16 protein-coding genes and 1 pseudogene are annotated in these 15,559 nt (G+C 31.4%); 8 read left to right on the plus strand and 9 right to left on the minus strand.

Going from position 1 to position 15,559, the window contains the following annotated elements; translation table 11 throughout:
- Nucleotides 1-188 precede the first annotated feature (188 nt).
- From N5E64_RS03650 to N5E64_RS03670, 5 genes and pseudogenes are all read left to right on the plus strand, one after another.
- A pseudogene (locus N5E64_RS03650) lies at nt 189-1,247 on the plus strand (3-oxoacyl-ACP synthase III family protein).
- Between the two features lie 331 nt (nt 1,248-1,578).
- Nucleotides 1,579-2,004: a cold shock domain-containing protein gene (locus N5E64_RS03655; protein ID WP_038335861.1), complete on the plus strand. Its 426-nt coding sequence runs from the start codon at nt 1,579-1,581 to the stop codon at nt 2,002-2,004.
- A 19-nt stretch (nt 2,005-2,023) separates the two neighbouring features.
- Entirely contained in the window at nt 2,024-2,215 is a 192-nt protein-coding gene (locus N5E64_RS03660; protein WP_125350434.1) for a cold-shock protein, read from the plus strand.
- 63 nt (nt 2,216-2,278) lie between these two features.
- A complete protein-coding gene (locus N5E64_RS03665) occupies nt 2,279-2,623 on the plus strand; it encodes an arsenate reductase family protein (RefSeq protein ID WP_125350053.1) in 345 nt (114 codons plus the stop codon).
- 48 nt (nt 2,624-2,671) lie between these two features.
- Nucleotides 2,672-2,899: a hypothetical protein gene (locus tag N5E64_RS03670; protein WP_125350054.1), complete on the plus strand. Its 228-nt coding sequence runs from the start codon at nt 2,672-2,674 to the stop codon at nt 2,897-2,899.
- Between the two features lie 32 nt (nt 2,900-2,931).
- Here N5E64_RS03670 and N5E64_RS03675 read toward each other — a convergent pair whose 3' ends face one another.
- Nucleotides 2,932-3,738, minus strand: a complete 807-nt coding sequence (locus N5E64_RS03675; protein WP_125350055.1) for a TerC family protein — start codon at nt 3,736-3,738, stop codon at nt 2,932-2,934.
- 180 nt (nt 3,739-3,918) lie between these two features.
- Here N5E64_RS03675 and N5E64_RS03680 point away from each other — a divergent pair, with 180 nt between their 5' ends.
- From N5E64_RS03680 to N5E64_RS03690, 3 genes are all read left to right on the plus strand, one after another.
- Nucleotides 3,919-4,794 (plus strand): DMT family transporter, encoded by an 876-nt coding sequence (locus N5E64_RS03680; protein WP_280035784.1) that lies wholly within the window; start codon nt 3,919-3,921, stop codon nt 4,792-4,794.
- 84 nt (nt 4,795-4,878) lie between these two features.
- Nucleotides 4,879-5,892 (plus strand): beta-ketoacyl-ACP synthase III, encoded by a 1,014-nt coding sequence (locus N5E64_RS03685; RefSeq protein WP_038331461.1) that lies wholly within the window; start codon nt 4,879-4,881, stop codon nt 5,890-5,892.
- A 102-nt stretch (nt 5,893-5,994) separates the two neighbouring features.
- Complete coding sequence (locus tag N5E64_RS03690; RefSeq protein ID WP_125350057.1) at nt 5,995-6,648, plus strand: alpha/beta hydrolase; 654 nt, start codon at nt 5,995-5,997, stop codon at nt 6,646-6,648.
- Between the two features lie 168 nt (nt 6,649-6,816).
- Here N5E64_RS03690 and N5E64_RS03695 read toward each other — a convergent pair whose 3' ends face one another.
- The 8 genes from N5E64_RS03695 to N5E64_RS03730 all read right to left on the minus strand — a co-directional run bounded on the left by N5E64_RS03695 (nt 6,817) and on the right by N5E64_RS03730 (nt 15,426).
- On the minus strand, nt 6,817-8,451 hold the full coding sequence (locus N5E64_RS03695) for a S8 family peptidase (protein ID WP_125350058.1): 1,635 nt from the start codon (nt 8,449-8,451) through the stop codon (nt 6,817-6,819).
- A gap of 122 nt (nt 8,452-8,573) precedes the next feature.
- Nucleotides 8,574-10,175 (minus strand): S8 family serine peptidase, encoded by a 1,602-nt coding sequence (locus N5E64_RS03700; RefSeq protein ID WP_038330569.1) that lies wholly within the window; start codon nt 10,173-10,175, stop codon nt 8,574-8,576.
- 4 nt (nt 10,176-10,179) lie between these two features.
- Nucleotides 10,180-10,785 carry a WbqC family protein gene (locus tag N5E64_RS03705; protein WP_038330572.1) on the minus strand — a complete coding sequence of 202 codons (606 nt, stop codon included), beginning with the start codon at nt 10,783-10,785 and terminating at the stop codon, nt 10,180-10,182.
- A gap of 100 nt (nt 10,786-10,885) precedes the next feature.
- Nucleotides 10,886-12,448: a signal peptidase I gene (gene lepB, locus N5E64_RS03710; protein ID WP_038330574.1), complete on the minus strand. Its 1,563-nt coding sequence runs from the start codon at nt 12,446-12,448 to the stop codon at nt 10,886-10,888.
- 26 nt (nt 12,449-12,474) lie between these two features.
- Nucleotides 12,475-13,179 (minus strand): 4-hydroxy-tetrahydrodipicolinate reductase, encoded by a 705-nt coding sequence (gene dapB / locus N5E64_RS03715; protein ID WP_115000386.1) that lies wholly within the window; start codon nt 13,177-13,179, stop codon nt 12,475-12,477.
- 9 nt (nt 13,180-13,188) lie between these two features.
- Complete coding sequence (locus tag N5E64_RS03720; protein ID WP_115000384.1) at nt 13,189-13,767, minus strand: DUF5683 domain-containing protein; 579 nt, start codon at nt 13,765-13,767, stop codon at nt 13,189-13,191.
- Nucleotides 13,757-14,647, minus strand: coding sequence for a ParB/RepB/Spo0J family partition protein (locus N5E64_RS03725; RefSeq protein WP_038330580.1), 891 nt, complete (start codon nt 14,645-14,647; stop codon nt 13,757-13,759). The genes N5E64_RS03720 and N5E64_RS03725 overlap by 11 nt, the downstream gene beginning before the upstream one ends.
- A gap of 5 nt (nt 14,648-14,652) precedes the next feature.
- On the minus strand, nt 14,653-15,426 hold the full coding sequence (locus tag N5E64_RS03730) for a ParA family protein (protein WP_038330582.1): 774 nt from the start codon (nt 15,424-15,426) through the stop codon (nt 14,653-14,655).
- Nucleotides 15,427-15,559 lie beyond the last annotated feature (133 nt).

Consider the following 15,559-nt stretch of genomic DNA (forward strand, 5'->3'; position numbering starts at 1 on the left):
TTATATATATATCTAAGAGACATTGAAAAATTATCATCATGAAATTTATTAATTTAATATTTTATAAGATATAATTTTGGTATAAATATAAAGTTTAAGTTAAAAATGTAACTTTATAGCAATAGTTCTTAAAGTTATCCCGAGATTGTATCCGATAGCAGATTCTAACTCTGTTATCTAAAATATATATGACAAATCACTTTATAGGAATAGGAAAATATATTCCAACTGAAAAAATATCAAATCATTTTTTTGAAGAACATCAATTTTTTAATGAACAAGGAGAAATTTTAGATCAAAATAATACTACTATTTCCCATAAATTAAAACAAATAACAGGAATAGAAGAGCGTCGATATGCTAGAAAAGATCAAGTAACATCAGACTTAGGTTATATGGCAGCGGCTTCAGCCATCACAAATGCAAATATCGATGCAGAAACTATTGATTATATTATATTCGCTCATAATTTTGGAGATGTAAAACACGATACGATTCAGTCTGATATGGTGCCAAGTCTTGCTGCAAGAGTAAAAAATTTATTGAAAATTCAGAATCCTTATTGTGTTGCTTACGATGTTATTTTTGGTTGTCCTGGCTGGGTAGAAGGTGTTATACAAGCTAATGCATTTATAAAAGCTGGATTAGCAAAAAGATGTTTGGTAATTGGTGCTGAAACACTTTCGAGAGTAGTAGATGAACACGACCGAGATACAATGATATATGCAGATGGCGCTGGTGCAGCAATATTAGAAGCTTCTACAAACAATAAAGGAATACAAGCCCATTTATCTGCCTCTTATGCAAACGAAGAAAAAGATTATCTGTTTTTTGGAAAATCGTATAATTAAGAAAAATGTCCGAATACCAAATACATCAAAATGTATGGTAGAAAAATCTATGAGTTTGCTTTATCCAAAGTACCTTTAGCAATGAAAAAATGTGTTGATGATAGCTCATATAACATTCACGATATTAGTAAAATAGTGATTCATCAAGCCAACGAAAAAATGGACGAAGCAATCGTAAAACGCTTTTATAGTTTATATGATCAAGATGTGCCAAAAAATATTATGCCAATGAATATTCATAAACTTGGCAATAGTAGTGTGGCAACAATTCCAATTCTTTTGAAAATGATTATGGATAATGATTTAGAAAATCACCAGATAAATGAAGGCGATGTGGTATTATTTGCATCTGTTGGCGCAGGCATGAATATAAACACGTTTATTTACCAATTTTAACGATATCAATCATGATAAGTTCTAATCACAATTAGATTAGAACTTTTTATCATATAGAATTCTCTAGAAATTAATACCATTTAATTCATTAAAACTTATTACCTTTGCAACGTACTTAAGAAGATATTTTGTCTTAATAGTTTACAATTGTATTCTTTATTTTACTTTTTTTAATTCACTAATTGACCTAGTCAATATAATTTTAACTTCTGTTTTCTAAAACGTATACTTGTAAGTTTTACTACATTATAATATAAATGTTGTCGGATAATTAATTCATGTTTTCTTAGGTTTTATCAGTATTAAAAACAAAAAATCTATACAAACATTTATGGCAGATTCTACATCTAAAAAAGAAAATAGCAAAAAGAAAGCTTTAAAAAAATTAGAAAAATTAAACAAAAGAGAGAATAGAAAAGAGAATAACAACAAAGGAAAATCATTAGAAGATATGATTGTCTATGTTGATGTACTTGGTAATTTTACAGATGTACCACCTCATTTACAAGACAAAGAAGCCGATTTGCTGAATAATAAAAGATTTGAATCTGATAACAGAGATGTTTTTATAGAAGGTATGGTTGATATCTACAACGATTCAAAAGGTTTTGGTTTTATTAAAGTACCAGCTTCTAACGATAAAATCTTCTTCCATTTCAAAGAATCAAAAGAATTACTTAAAGTAGGAGATCAAGTACAGTTCAAAAAAGAAATGTCTGAAAAAGGATTCAGAGCAATTCAAATATCAAAAAAATAAATTAATTAAATATACAACTATGCAAGAAGGAACAGTAAAATTCTTCAATGAATCAAAAGGTTTTGGTTTTATCTCTAACGCAAACGGAGGTGAAGATGTTTTTGTACATGTTTCTGGATTAATTGACAAAGTAAATGAAAATGATCAAGTTACTTTTGATATTGAAAAAGGAAAAAAAGGTCTTATGGCTGTCAATGTAAAAATAAAATAAAAAAAGAATCCTTATATAAGGATTCTTTTTTTTGAACTATATTTAATTTCTAAAAGAGTATTTATGTACACAATATTACATAATTCGCGTTGCGGAAAAAGTAGAGATGCAGTAAAGGTTTTGGAAGAGTCTGGAAAAGATTTTGAAATAAGAGAATATTTGAAAGAGCCTTTGACGAAAGATGAATTGAGAACTATTTTAACAAGACTAAATCTAAAACCAATTGATATAGTAAGGACAAATGAAGAAGATTGGAAAATAAATTTTAAAGGAAAAGAACTTTCTGATGATGAAGTTTTGAATGCTTTGGTTGAATATCCAAAATTGATTCAACGTCCAATAGTGACAGATGAAAAAAGTGGAGTAGTAGGTCGTCCAAAAGAATTGGTAGAAAATTTTATTAAATAAAAATGGTTTGATAATTGTAAGTATTTCTAAGACTAAACATAAAAAGCTATGAAAATTTTAGATGCATTAACAAAAAATCAAACGGAGAAAGGAACTAAAATAGGTTTATTAACAACAGCCGCTACAACGGGAGTAACGGTAGCTAAATTTTTAGGAAAACGTTCAATATATGGAATAATTGGTGGAGTAGCCGTAACATTGGCTGCAGAATATATCCGAAAAAAATATGAAAAGAAAGTTGAAGCTGAAAACGAAACTATTTTAGAGAATAAATAAAAAAAGAGTTTTGAAAAAAACTCTTTTTTGTATTATATATTTTTGTTTTGTTCTTCTGCATCACCAACCATATTTCGAACAATTCCTGGATTCGAATGTTTTTTCTTCATTTTCAAATTCAAGAATTCGACTAAAACAGAGAAGCCCATGGCAAAATAAATGTATCCTTTCGAAATGTGTTGATCAAACCCTTCTGCTAATAACGAAACGCCGATTAATAATAAGAATGATAAAGCCAACATTTTAACCGTTGGATGATCGTTCACAAATTTAGAAACCGCACTTGCTGAAAGCATCATAACTGCAACAGCAATAATTACAGCCGCAATCATAACTTCAATATGTTCTGCCATACCAACTGCTGTAATTACAGAATCTAATGAGAAAACAATATCTAAAATTAAGATTTGTACGATAGTTCCTGCAAAAGAATGGACTTTCACTTTTCCTCCAGTTTCTTCAACACCTTCTATTTTGTGGTGAATTTCTACAGTCGATTTATAAATCAAGAATAATCCTCCGATTAATAAAATCAAATCTCGACCAGAGATTGCTAATTTTTCTAACCATTCGGTTGAAGTAATGCCAATCCATTCGCCAATATTGAATAGAGGAGTGGTAAGACTCATGACCCAACTTAATGAGAATAAAAGGATCACACGTGTAAACATGGCTAAAAATAAACCAAGCTGTTGTGCTTTCTTTTGTTGATGTGCAGGCAATTTTCCTGACAAAATAGAAATAAAAACAATATTATCAATTCCTAAAACGATTTCTAACATTGTTAATGTAAATAATGCAACTAATGCATCTGGTTGTAAAAAAATACTAAAATCCATCGATTAATTTTGAAGTTTCGAAAATACAACGAAGAATAAGAATTAAAGTTTGAGTAATAATTATTTGATGTTAATTTAACATTAAAACTTTTACAAAATTATTTACAGATTAAAGATTAAATCAATCAAATCGTTTTAACAATATAGAATTAAACTTTACTTTTGCGAAAAAGACTTAGAATGATTTCAAAAGTTCAACTTCGGTTGCAGTTTCTCGTACTTCTTTGGGGATTTACAGGAGTTTTCGGAAAATTAGTTACAATGAGTGCGTTGCCAATGGTTTGGTATCGTGTTCTTATTGGGGCTATTGCTGTTTTTATATATATGAAATTCAGAAAAATGGATTTCAAAGTAACTAGAAACGAATTGTTGAGATTACTTGCTATCGGTGGAATTGTAGGAATACATTGGTTTACATTTTATTTGTCGATTAAACTTTCTAATATCTCAATTGCGTTGAGTACGTTGTCGATGGGCGCACTTTTTAGTGCGATTTTAGAACCTATTTTTTTTAAACGAAAAATTAATCTGCTCGAAATAATTCTTGCTATAATCGTTTCCACTTGTGTAGCTGTTATTTTTAATGCATCACCAGAAGATTATAAATTGGGAATTATCATTGGTATTTTGTGTAGTTTTCTATCGGCATTGTTTGCAGTGCTTAATTCGAGATTACCAAAGTCAATCAAACCAACTAAAGTTACTTTATACGAAATGATTGGTGGAGTTATCACACTTTCGATGGTAATGATTCTTTTTCAGCCAGAAGCTATTTCTGAAGTTGTAAATATAAGTTGGTCAAACTTAGGATGGTTGACTTTGCTTGGTGTCATTTTTACAGCTTTTGCACAAATAGAATCAGTTGATTTGCTGAAACATGTTAGTGCTTTTACGTTGATGTTGAACGTAAATTTAGAACCAGTTTATGGCATCATTTTGGCAAGTCTTATTTTTGGAGATTCAGAACATATGAATCCTATATTTTATATTGCTACAGGGGTAATGGTACTTTCTATCATTATGAACGGAATATTAAAAACAAGATTTTCTAAATAATTTATTGTCAAAAAGACGCATTTGTTTTAAAGAATGCTTATCATTTAATATCTTTGCTTCAATTGAAAAGTAAACCATAATCACATGATACACTCTATTATTACAGGTGTTGGGCATTATGTTCCCGAAAGAGTTGTTACAAACTTTGATTTAGCTGAAGTGATGGATACCAATGACGAATGGATTCAGGAACGTACAGGGATTGTCGAAAGAAGACATATCGAGCCAGGTTCTAAGATTTCGTCTACAGATTTGGGAGTTATTGCGGCTAAAAATGCGTTAGAAGATGCAGGAATCACTGCTCAAGATATTGATTTTATATTATTTGCGACTTTATCTCCCGATTATTATTTTCCTGGAAATGGTGTATTGGTGCAAAAAGAGTTAGGTTGTCGTACAATTGGGGCAATGGATATTCGTAACCAGTGTTCTGGCTTTGTATATGCGTTATCAACGGCTGATGCTTTTATAAAAGCAGGAGTTTACAAAAATATTTTGGTGATTGGAGCAGAAGTGCACTCATTCGGATTGGATATGTCGGATGAAGGTCGTGGCGTTTCAGTAATTTTTGGAGATGGAGCAGGAGCAGTAATTGTTTCTGCATCGGAAGAAGAAGGACGTGGAATTTTATCGACTAATTTACATTCAGAAGGAGAATTTGCCGAAGAGTTAGCAGTTACTTTCCCAGGAACAAAAACAGGTTGGTCGGATGAATTATTGAAAGAAGGTAATACGTTAACTAAAAAAGAGATTTATCCATATATGAATGGAAACTATGTTTTCAAGCATGCGGTAACTCGTTTTCCAGAATCAATTATCGAAGCTTTATCGGCTGCGAATAAAAAGCCAGAAGATTTAGATTTATTTATTCCGCATCAGGCGAATTTGCGTATTTCTCAATTTGTACAAAAACAATTGGGATTACCAGATGAGAAAGTTTATAACAACATTATGCGTTACGGAAATACTACGGCAGCATCTATTCCGATTGCATTGAGTGAAGCAAAACAAGAAGGTAAAATCAAAAAAGGTGACTTAGTAATGATGACTGCTTTTGGAGCAGGATTTACATGGGGGTCTGTTTTGATGAACTGGTAAGTATAAGTTTGAATTTAGATTTACGAATTTAGAATATAGAAAAAACCTTCACTTTTTAGTGAGGGTTTTTTGGTTATATTTGATTGATTTAAAAAATTATTAATGAAATATTTATTGATTCTCATAATTGGTTTAATGAGTTGTTCGCAACATAAAATATCAAAAAATGTAAAGGATCAAGATTATATCTTTTTTCTCCATAATAAATATTTAGAAACGCATAACGATGGAGATTATGATACAGTCTATAAAACTAAAATTGAGTATTCTAAAGTTTTGAATTCATTCAAGAAAGACGGTTTTATTGTGATTAGTGAGAAAAGAAAGCCGAAAACAGACGGAATAAAATATGCAAAAAAGGTTGTTAATCAAATTGATAGTTTGATTAATACAGGTGTTAAACCTAATCATATTACGGTTGTAGGAACTTCGAAAGGTGGTTACATAGCGCAATATGTATCAACTTTTAAAAATAATCCTCAAATCAACTATGTATTTATTGGTTCGTTTCAAGAAAGTGATTTAGAAGAAATGCCTGATATAAAATTTTCTGGAAATGTTTTAACCATTTACGAGAAGTCTGATGTCTTTGGTGTTTCAGCTATAAAACGTAAAGAAAATTCAACCAATAAAATCAATCATTTCAAAGAAATTGAATTAAATAATGGCTTAAAACATGGTTTTCTTTATAAAGCTCTTGATGAATGGATTGAACCAAGTAAAAAATGGGCGAGGAGAAATTATGATTTTAAATAAATGATTCACTAATAATTTTCCCTAAAAATCAATCGAACTGACAATTTTTATTCAATCTGTATAAGAAATATCTTATACAAAAAAAGGTTAGACTCTAAAAAAATAGAATCTAACCCAAGTTTATTTTGTTACTTAAATACTATAAGAAATGGTGATATTAAGATTTCCTTACTTCAATTTTTTAGCAACATACATTTTTTCTGCTAATTGAACAGCTTTGTACGCATCAACAACACCGCCTGTTACAGAAATATCTGTTAAAGCAGGATTTTTGTTGACAGATTCTAACAATATTTGTTTGATATCTGTTGCAGTTAATTTAGGATAATGTGCCCAAACCAAAGCCGCAACTCCTGCTACAACTGGAGAAGCCATAGAAGTTCCGCTTTCATTTTTGTATTCCCCATCTTTATTAGGAACAGTAGAATATATTTCATTTCCTGGCGCAAAAACATCTACAGACTTTTTACCAAAATTAGAGAAACTTGCTCTTAAATTGTCATTATCCATTGTATTTGCTCCAACTGTAATTACGTTTTTAGAAACTTCTACACCTTTGTCATCATAAACGGTAGGGAAGTGAATTTCGTCATCAATATTTACGTTTTCATTTCCTGCAGCTTTAATCAATAAAAGACCTTTTTTCTCAGCATATTTAAATGCATCCCAAACAATTTGTTTATCTGGAGAATAAGCTTTTCCAAAAGACATATTTAAGATTTTTGCTCCATTATCTGCTGCATAACGAATGGCATTCGCAACATCTTTATCGCGTTCGTCTCCATTTGGAACTGTACGAACTGACATGATTTTTACATAACCATTTCCAGCGATTCCATCCATTCCAATTCCGTTACCAGATTTTGCTGCAATAATTCCAGAAACGTGTGTTCCGTGCATAGAATCAGGACCATCTACATCATTATTTCCGTAAAAGCGTTCTGATTTATCAGCATAATTATCACCAACAATTGGACGAGGATCTAATTCTGTATTCAAGTTAATTTCAACTTGTTCTTTGTAATATTTTGTTCCTTCTGAAATTTCATTTCCAACTTCTGTTAAGAAATCTTTCATTGATTTTCCTTCCCAAGCTTCTTTCGGAACCATACCAAAAATAATCATCCCTTGTTGTGCTTCTTTAGAAAGAGGTTTAAAAGACATCATATTTTTTTCATTCAACTCTTTTTCGCCCCATTCTTTAATCAAAGCAGGAAATGCAACTGAGAAAATATCATTCATCTGCACATATTGCGCTGCATTTTGTTTTGCTTCGGCTAATTTATTTTCGAACTCAGGTTTTATTTTTTGATATTCTTCAAATTCTTTTGGGAATTTTGTTTTGTTAGAAGCTGCATCTTTACTTTTTTCGAATAAATCGCGGTATTTTACAAAAAGACGTGTTAACTCTAATGTATCTCCATCAACATTTTTACCATCTTTTCCTCCAATAAAATTCCAACCGTGAATATCATCAACATAACCATTCTTGTCATCATCAATTCCATTTCCAGCAATTTCTTTGGTGTTTGTCCAAATATTATCTTTTAAATCTGGATGAGTAATCTCAACTCCAGAATCTAAAACACCAACAATTAACTGTGAAGGTTTACGTTTTTTTGATTCTAAAAATTGTAAAGCTTTTTGAGTATTTACACCATAAACACCACTTTCTTCGAAAGATTCGTGTTGCCAATATTTTTGATCAACTTTAGGCAATGGTAGAGCAGTTGTCGTTTCTTGTGCGAACGATGCCACACCAACAAACATGGCAACTGATATACTTAATAAGAATTTTTTCATAATTGATTTATCTATATGTCGAGAAACAACCGAAATTGTTACATCTAAAATTATCTCGAGTTTAAACGCAAAAAAGGCTCCAAAATTTGAAGCCTTTTTATAATGTTGTGTTAAATTTAAAATTATTTCAATTTACGTTGTTTGTAAATTTCTTCAGCTTTTTGTACAGCTTTGTAAGAATCTACAACACCTCCAGCAACAGAAATCTCTTTTAATTGCTCATTTTTATTAACTGTTTCCATTAAGATATTACGAATATCTTCTGCAGTTAATTTTGGATAATGTGACCAAACCAATGCTGCAACACCAGCAACAGCAGGTGAAGCCATAGAAGTTCCGTTTAAGAAACGATATTGATCAACCCCTGGATATGTTGCATAAATCTCTTGTCCTGGTCCAAAAACATCTACCGATTTTTTACCATAGTTAGAGAAACGAGCTTTTAAAGCATTTGGATCTTTAGTAGAAGCACCAACCGTAAGAACAGATTTAGAAACAACATTTCCATTTCTGAAATTAGTTGGATAATGTACATGAACATCAATATCTTCGTTGCTATTTCCAGCCGCTTTAACGATTAAAACACCTTTATCAGAAGCATATTTGAACGCATCCCAAACTAAATCTGCATCAGGAGAATAAGGTTTTCCGAAAGACATATTCAAGATTTTTGCTCCATTGTCAACTGCGTAGTAAATTGCATTTGCAACATCTTTATCGCGTTCGTCTCCATTTGGAACTGTACGAACCGACATAATTTTTACATTATTTCCTCCAGTCGTTCCTTCAGAACCGATATTATTTCCTCTTACAGCACCGATAATTCCAGCAACGTGAGTTCCGTGAGAAGACTCAGGTCCGTTAGAATCTCCGTTTCCATAAAAACGCTCTTTCTTATCATTTGGATTGTCAACATCTTTACGATCAACCAAATCTAAATTTAAGTGAGAAGATAAAGCATCTCCCTTCGCAGCACGACGAGCAGCTCCTAAATAGGTATTCGAAACTTCTTTCATCGTTTTCCCAACCCATTGCTCTTCTTTCAATTCACCAAAAATCCATAAAGCTTCTAAGATTTGAGAATCTGTTGGTTGGTAATTTTTTAAAATATCTTTAGTTAATTTAGTATCTCCAAATTCAAGAACCATTTTATTTACACCACCTTCAACTGCATTCAATTTAGATTGAGCAACTTGTTGGTTATATTTTGCTTTTCCTACAGCGCTTAAATATTCTTTTTCAATTTTTTGAAATTCAGCATATTCAGTAGGATTTTTTACAATAGCTTCATGATTTTTCTTTTGATCGAAAGTTGCGTATTTAGATGATAAAGCTTTGTAAACACGTGTTAATTCAGTGGTATCATCATTGTAATTGATTCCTTTTGCTGTTCCTAAAAAAGACCATCCATGTACGTCATCAATGTAACCATTTTTGTCATCATCGATTCCGTTTCCTGGAATTTCTTTTGGATTTGACCACATATTTGCTTTCAAATCTTCGTGGAAATTTTCAACACCACTGTCTAAAACTCCTACAATAATTGTATTAGCTTTTCTTTTGTTGTCTTTTAAGAATTGTAAAGCTTGATCAGTATTTACACCATAAACACCTGTTTGTTCTACACCTGCATGATACCATTTTTCTTTTGGTACCTCTGTTGTTTGTGCTTGAGCAAACCCTAATGTAAAGGCAAATCCTAAAGCAATAAATAATTTTCTCATGTTGTTATTTTATTAAGTTTTTTAAATATACTGCGGCACTTGGTCCTTCGCTAAAAAGTAAATCTAAGATACTCAAACCTTCTATAAACTCAAATTTATCATCAAAAACTTGTGCATATTCTGGTAAGTTATATTGAGGTGCTTTTTTAGCAGAAAATTGATTTCTGAAATCATTTTCAGGATTCAGATCTTGATAGGTTTCAGTTTTAGAAATATCCAAATCTAAGCTTAATTTCTTGTTGATGAAATCAATTGTTTTTAGATTAAAATCTAAAAGAAATTTCTCTTTTTGTTCTAAAATTGGAATAATTTCATCTTCATAATATTCAAAATATGGAGAACTTTGATAAGCTGATTTTAACGATTTGATGTGTTCTTTTTGCCAATCATATTCATAAGAAGGTTGCAAATCTTTGAACAAACGTGTTCCGTTGTGTAAAATTGGAATATTCAACATTAATTTACCATTTGCGCCCAAAATATACATGCGGTTACGGTAAGTTTGCTTTTGAAAATTTTCTTGAACTTCGATATCCAAAGTTTGGCTTTTTACCATTTCTGCATAGTAATCAATCGGTCCAAAATAAAAAGCTGCAAACGTATTTTTCATTCTATTATTTTATATGGAAATGTGCATTACAAGTAGCTTATAATGCACATTTATAGTGTTGTTAATTTTATAATTTAGAGGATTTTAATCACTCTTTTTATTAATATTTGTTCTTCTTTTTCTCTTTACGAGCTTTTACAATATCATATCCAATCCAACCAATTAAGGCAATTAGAACATAAATTCCGTAAGAAGTTTTGTCAGGATTATCATTATTAATTGATGTAAAGAAACGATTCCAAATAAATTTCTTAGGAGCAGCAGGCTCGAACATTCCGTTCATATTTGCCCAAATCATAATTGGACGACCAATAATATGATCTTCTCCAACATAACCAAAGAAACGTGCATCTAATGATTGATTTCTGTTATCACCAACCATAAAATAGTAATTTTGTTTGATTTCGTATTTATTTGTTTTTTGATCATTGATAAATACATCAAACTTACCGTTTGTAGAATCAACTCTTAATGTATTGTTTTCATAGCGACGAATAATGTTAATATATTGCGCTAAAGTCTCTTTGTTAACATCAACTACATCACCTTTTTTCGGAATGTATAAAGGTCCGTATTGATCAGGATTCCAGTTTTTGTTTACTGGAAAAATAGTGTTTGTACTATCAATTTTTCCATTTACAATATGTTCCGTTTTTTCACCTACAGGTTGTAAAATAGGTTCAACAGAAACTACATTTGCATTAGATTTCATTGCTGTAACATGAGCATCAGTCAAAGCTGCAAATTGATAAATAAATGTTCCGTCACCTTGTTTTGCAGCATTATAATCTGTACTTATGATTCCGAAATTATCGTATAATAATTTATCACTGAAAGGAGTTTTTACAACAACTGTATAAGCATGCTGAACTTGTGCATCTTTTTTCGGAATGAATTTTTTATCGTTTACATATAAAACTCCATTACGAATCTGTACAGTTTCTCCTGGTAAACCAACTAAACGTTTTACATAAGCATCTTTACGATCGATCGCATTGTAAATAGAATCTGTAGGATAGTTGAAGACAACAATATCATTCGATTTTAAATCTCTCCAACCTGGAATACGCATATAAGGTAGGCGAGCTTTGTCGATAAAACCATCTCGGTAAATAAATTCTGAGAATGGAATTCCGATTGGTGTCATAGGAACACGCGCTCCATGACTTACTTTTTCTACAAATAAAGCATCACCAATTTTGATTGTATTTTCCATCGATCCTGTTGGAACAATCATTGGTTGAATAAACCAGTTATGAACCAAAGTTGCTAAAACAAGGGCAAAAATTAAGGAAGAAACAAATGTTGGTTTGCGTTTTTCTGGACCTAAATATTTTGGATTATCAGAATAATTAACCGCAAAAATGTATAAACCTAAAGTCAAAACCATAATGACTTTGTCTTTTGTTTCAATTTTTCCGTAAGAATCTCCTAAATCAACAAAGAATACTAACCAAAAAATAGGACCAACAATTGGCAAATAAAATAGAATAATCCACCATTTTGGACGATGGATAATTTCTAAACCTTTCCAGATATTTAGAAAAGGAATATAAGCTTGAATTGCTTGCTTTCCAGCATTTTTATATAATTTCCAAGTTGCAGCTCCAAAGATTATATTGGCAATAATAAAACCAATTAACCAGTAAATTAGTACATGCATAAGTTTTTGATATTTAGTATTTTAATTTAGTTCAGTTCAAGTACATCTTTCATTGTGAAAACACCTTGTTTATTCCAAATCCATTCCGCAGCAATCACGGCACCTAAGGCAAAACCTTTGCGAGAATGCGCCGTATGAGAAATCTCAATAGTATCTACATCAGAGTTATATTGTACGATATGTGTTCCGGGAACATCCTCGATTCTTTTTGCTTCAACTGGAATAATGTCTTTTGCTTTTTCGTCCATCGACCAAGAATTATATGTTGAATTGTCAATAATTCCTTCTGCAATTGTAATCGCTGTTCCAGAAGGTGCATCAAGCTTTTGTGTATGATGAATTTCTTCTAGATTAATTTGGTATTCGTTACGATATTTATTCATCATTCGAGCTAAAATAGAATTTAATTCGAAGAATAAATTAACGCCCAAACTAAAGTTAGAAGCATATAAAAAAGCGGTGTTATTTGAGATTGCTAAATGATTAATTTCTTCTTGTTTATCTAACCATCCTGTTGTTCCACAAATTGTTGCGATTTTATTTTCAAGTAATACTTTAAGGTTGTCGTAAGCGAATTCTGGTCTCGAAAATTCTATTGCAACTTCAACATTATTTAATTCTTCCGCAAGTGGAGTACGAGATATTTTAAGTACAACTTCGTGTCCGCGTTGAATTAAAATTTCTTCAATGGCTTTTCCCATTTTTCCGTATCCTATTAATGCAATTTTCATCTGTAATTTCTAAAATTTTAAGTTAAATGCCAATCCTAAAACTGGCTCTAATGTCATTTCATCTTGAATGACTGTTGGTTTGAATGACATTTCTGTGTCATTACGAACTGTGAATAAATGCGCATCAACAGTAGCATCTACAATATTTAATAAATAAGCTAATGCAGTTAAAGCGACACTATAATCGCGTTTGCGTTTGTAATCATCTTGAATAACTGCCAATTGCTCCGCAGATAAAATTCCTGTGAATTCGTTTGGTGTTCCTTCTCTTACCGCAATATAAGCTTTTCGGTATTTTTTGTACAAATTATTGTAATAAATCGTGAAACCTGTTCCTGTACCTACTAAACCAAGCGCAATAGGTGCTTTTAACCATTTTTTGTTATACAATTGTCCAGCACCAGGTAAAATAGCCGAATACAAAGAGGCTCTAATTGGACTTTTCTCCATTAATGCTTCTTTAGTTACGCTCATTGTATCGTTTACAATAGCATTATTTTCGACAACGACTAAAGAGTCCGTTTTAACTTGACCGAAAGCAAACGTCGAAGAGATCGTTAATCCAAGTAAGAATGCTTTAATTTTCATTTAAAAATTTTCTTAATCGTTCAAACTCATCATCAGAAGTAAAATTCAAAATTATTTTACCTTTTCCATTATTTGCACGTTTTATTTCAACTTTCGTATTCAATGAATTTGAAATAGAACTTAATGCTTCTTTGTACTGAGAAGGTAATTCATTTGTTGCTTTTTTCTCAGGTTTTCCTTCTTTTATCGATTTGATTAAACGTTCTGTATCACGAACAGATAAATTGTTTTTGACAATTTTTTCGTAAATATCAAATTGTAAATCAGTATCATCAATAGCCATCAAAGCGCGACCGTGTCCCATTGAAATCATTCCGTCACGAATTCCTGTTTGGATAATTGGGTCTAATTTTAATAAACGCAAATAATTGGTAATAGACGTTCTGTCTTTCCCAACACGTTTACTTAATTCTTCTTGTGTTAACTTGATTTCATCAATCAATTGTTGGTAAGAAAGCGCAATCTCGATCGCATCTAAATCTTGACGCTGAATATTTTCGACCAATGCCATTTCCAGCATTTCTTGGTCATTTGCTAAACGTACATAAGCTGGAATTGTTTTTTTACCAGCTAATTGTGAAGCGCGAAAACGTCTTTCACCAGAAATCAATTCATATTCACCAGTTGGTTTTTTACGAATCGTAATCGGTTGAATAACGCCTAATGTTTGAATAGACGAAACCAATTCCTCTAAAGCTTTTTTATCGAAATTAGTTCGTGGCTGCCAAGGATTCGCGGTGATTTTTTCTAAATCTATTTCCAAAATGTTTCCAACCAATTTCTTTGCACCTTCATCTTGTGCTGTTTTTACAGTTGGTTCATCCTTTAATAGAGCAGATAATCCACGTCCTAAGCGATTATTTTTGTTTGGCTTTGCCATTTTATTTAAACTGTATCGTTGTTGTTAATTAAAAATTCACGCGCTAAATTTAAGTAATTTTCTGCACCTTTACTTGCTGCGTCGTACTGAATAATTGTTTCGCCAAAACTTGGTGCTTCTGACAAACGTACATTTCGAGTAATAATTGTTTTGAAAACCATTTGCGGAAAATGATTGTTCACTTCGTCTAATACTTGATTAGAAAGGCGTAAACGCGAATCATACATCGTCAACAATAAACCTTCAATATCCAGTTCTTTGTTGTGATGTTGTTGAATTCCTTTTATCGTATTTAATAATTTTCCTAAACCTTCTAATGCAAAATATTCGCACTGAATAGGAATAATCACAGAATCTGCAGCTGTAAGCGCATTCAAAGTAATTAAACCAAGTGAAGGCGCGCAATCTATAATAATATAATCATATTGATCTTTGATTTCTGATAGCGCGTTTTTTAACATGTATTCGCGGTTCTCGTAATCTACAATCTCAATCTCGGCAGCAACTAAATCTAAATGAGCAGGCATCAAGTCTAGGTTTGGCGATTCTGATTGTAAAATAGCTTTGCTCGCAAGCACTTCATTTTCCAATACTTCATAGGTTCCAGCTTCGATTTCATCCAAATCAAAACCCAAACCAGATGTTGCATTTGCTTGCGGATCTGCGTCAATTAATAAAACTTTTTTCTCTAAAACACCTAATGAAGCGGCAAGGTTTAACGAAGTTGTCGTTTTACCAACACCACCTTTTTGGTTAGCAATAGCAATAATTTTACCCATAATTTACGTTCAAAACGATTTCAAAAATACAATATTTAACCTTGCTAAACCTTAAAGAAAAAATAAATTTTTGAATAATTGTTGAATATTTGTTTTACATCATAAAACATCAGTTCTGTAAAGCTAAATTTTA

This window comes from Empedobacter sp. GD03739 (assembly GCF_029843245.1).
Taxonomy (GTDB): domain Bacteria; phylum Bacteroidota; class Bacteroidia; order Flavobacteriales; family Weeksellaceae; genus Empedobacter; species Empedobacter falsenii_B.

What these genes read in the sequence shown, in the direction of transcription:
- dapB (WP_115000386.1), bottom strand. Translation starts at nt 13,179, where the DNA reads ATGAAAATTGCATTAATAGGATACGGAAAAATGGGAAAAGCCATTGAA.
- N5E64_RS03655 (WP_038335861.1), top strand. Translation starts at nt 1,579, where the DNA reads ATGGCAGATTCTACATCTAAAAAAGAAAATAGCAAAAAGAAAGCTTTA.
- N5E64_RS03690 (WP_125350057.1), top strand. Translation starts at nt 5,995, where the DNA reads ATGAAATATTTATTGATTCTCATAATTGGTTTAATGAGTTGTTCGCAA.
- N5E64_RS03725 (WP_038330580.1), bottom strand. Translation starts at nt 14,647, where the DNA reads ATGGCAAAGCCAAACAAAAATAATCGCTTAGGACGTGGATTATCTGCT.
- N5E64_RS03665 (WP_125350053.1), top strand. Translation starts at nt 2,279, where the DNA reads ATGTACACAATATTACATAATTCGCGTTGCGGAAAAAGTAGAGATGCA.
- N5E64_RS03675 (WP_125350055.1), bottom strand. Translation starts at nt 3,738, where the DNA reads ATGGATTTTAGTATTTTTTTACAACCAGATGCATTAGTTGCATTATTT.
- N5E64_RS03730 (WP_038330582.1), bottom strand. Translation starts at nt 15,426, where the DNA reads ATGGGTAAAATTATTGCTATTGCTAACCAAAAAGGTGGTGTTGGTAAA.
- N5E64_RS03705 (WP_038330572.1), bottom strand. Translation starts at nt 10,785, where the DNA reads ATGAAAAATACGTTTGCAGCTTTTTATTTTGGACCGATTGATTACTAT.
- N5E64_RS03670 (WP_125350054.1), top strand. Translation starts at nt 2,672, where the DNA reads ATGAAAATTTTAGATGCATTAACAAAAAATCAAACGGAGAAAGGAACT.
- N5E64_RS03720 (WP_115000384.1), bottom strand. Translation starts at nt 13,767, where the DNA reads ATGAAAATTAAAGCATTCTTACTTGGATTAACGATCTCTTCGACGTTT.
- N5E64_RS03685 (WP_038331461.1), top strand. Translation starts at nt 4,879, where the DNA reads ATGATACACTCTATTATTACAGGTGTTGGGCATTATGTTCCCGAAAGA.
- N5E64_RS03695 (WP_125350058.1), bottom strand. Translation starts at nt 8,451, where the DNA reads ATGAAAAAATTCTTATTAAGTATATCAGTTGCCATGTTTGTTGGTGTG.
- N5E64_RS03660 (WP_125350434.1), top strand. Translation starts at nt 2,024, where the DNA reads ATGCAAGAAGGAACAGTAAAATTCTTCAATGAATCAAAAGGTTTTGGT.
- N5E64_RS03680 (WP_280035784.1), top strand. Translation starts at nt 3,919, where the DNA reads ATGATTTCAAAAGTTCAACTTCGGTTGCAGTTTCTCGTACTTCTTTGG.
- lepB (WP_038330574.1), bottom strand. Translation starts at nt 12,448, where the DNA reads ATGCATGTACTAATTTACTGGTTAATTGGTTTTATTATTGCCAATATA.
- N5E64_RS03700 (WP_038330569.1), bottom strand. Translation starts at nt 10,175, where the DNA reads ATGAGAAAATTATTTATTGCTTTAGGATTTGCCTTTACATTAGGGTTT.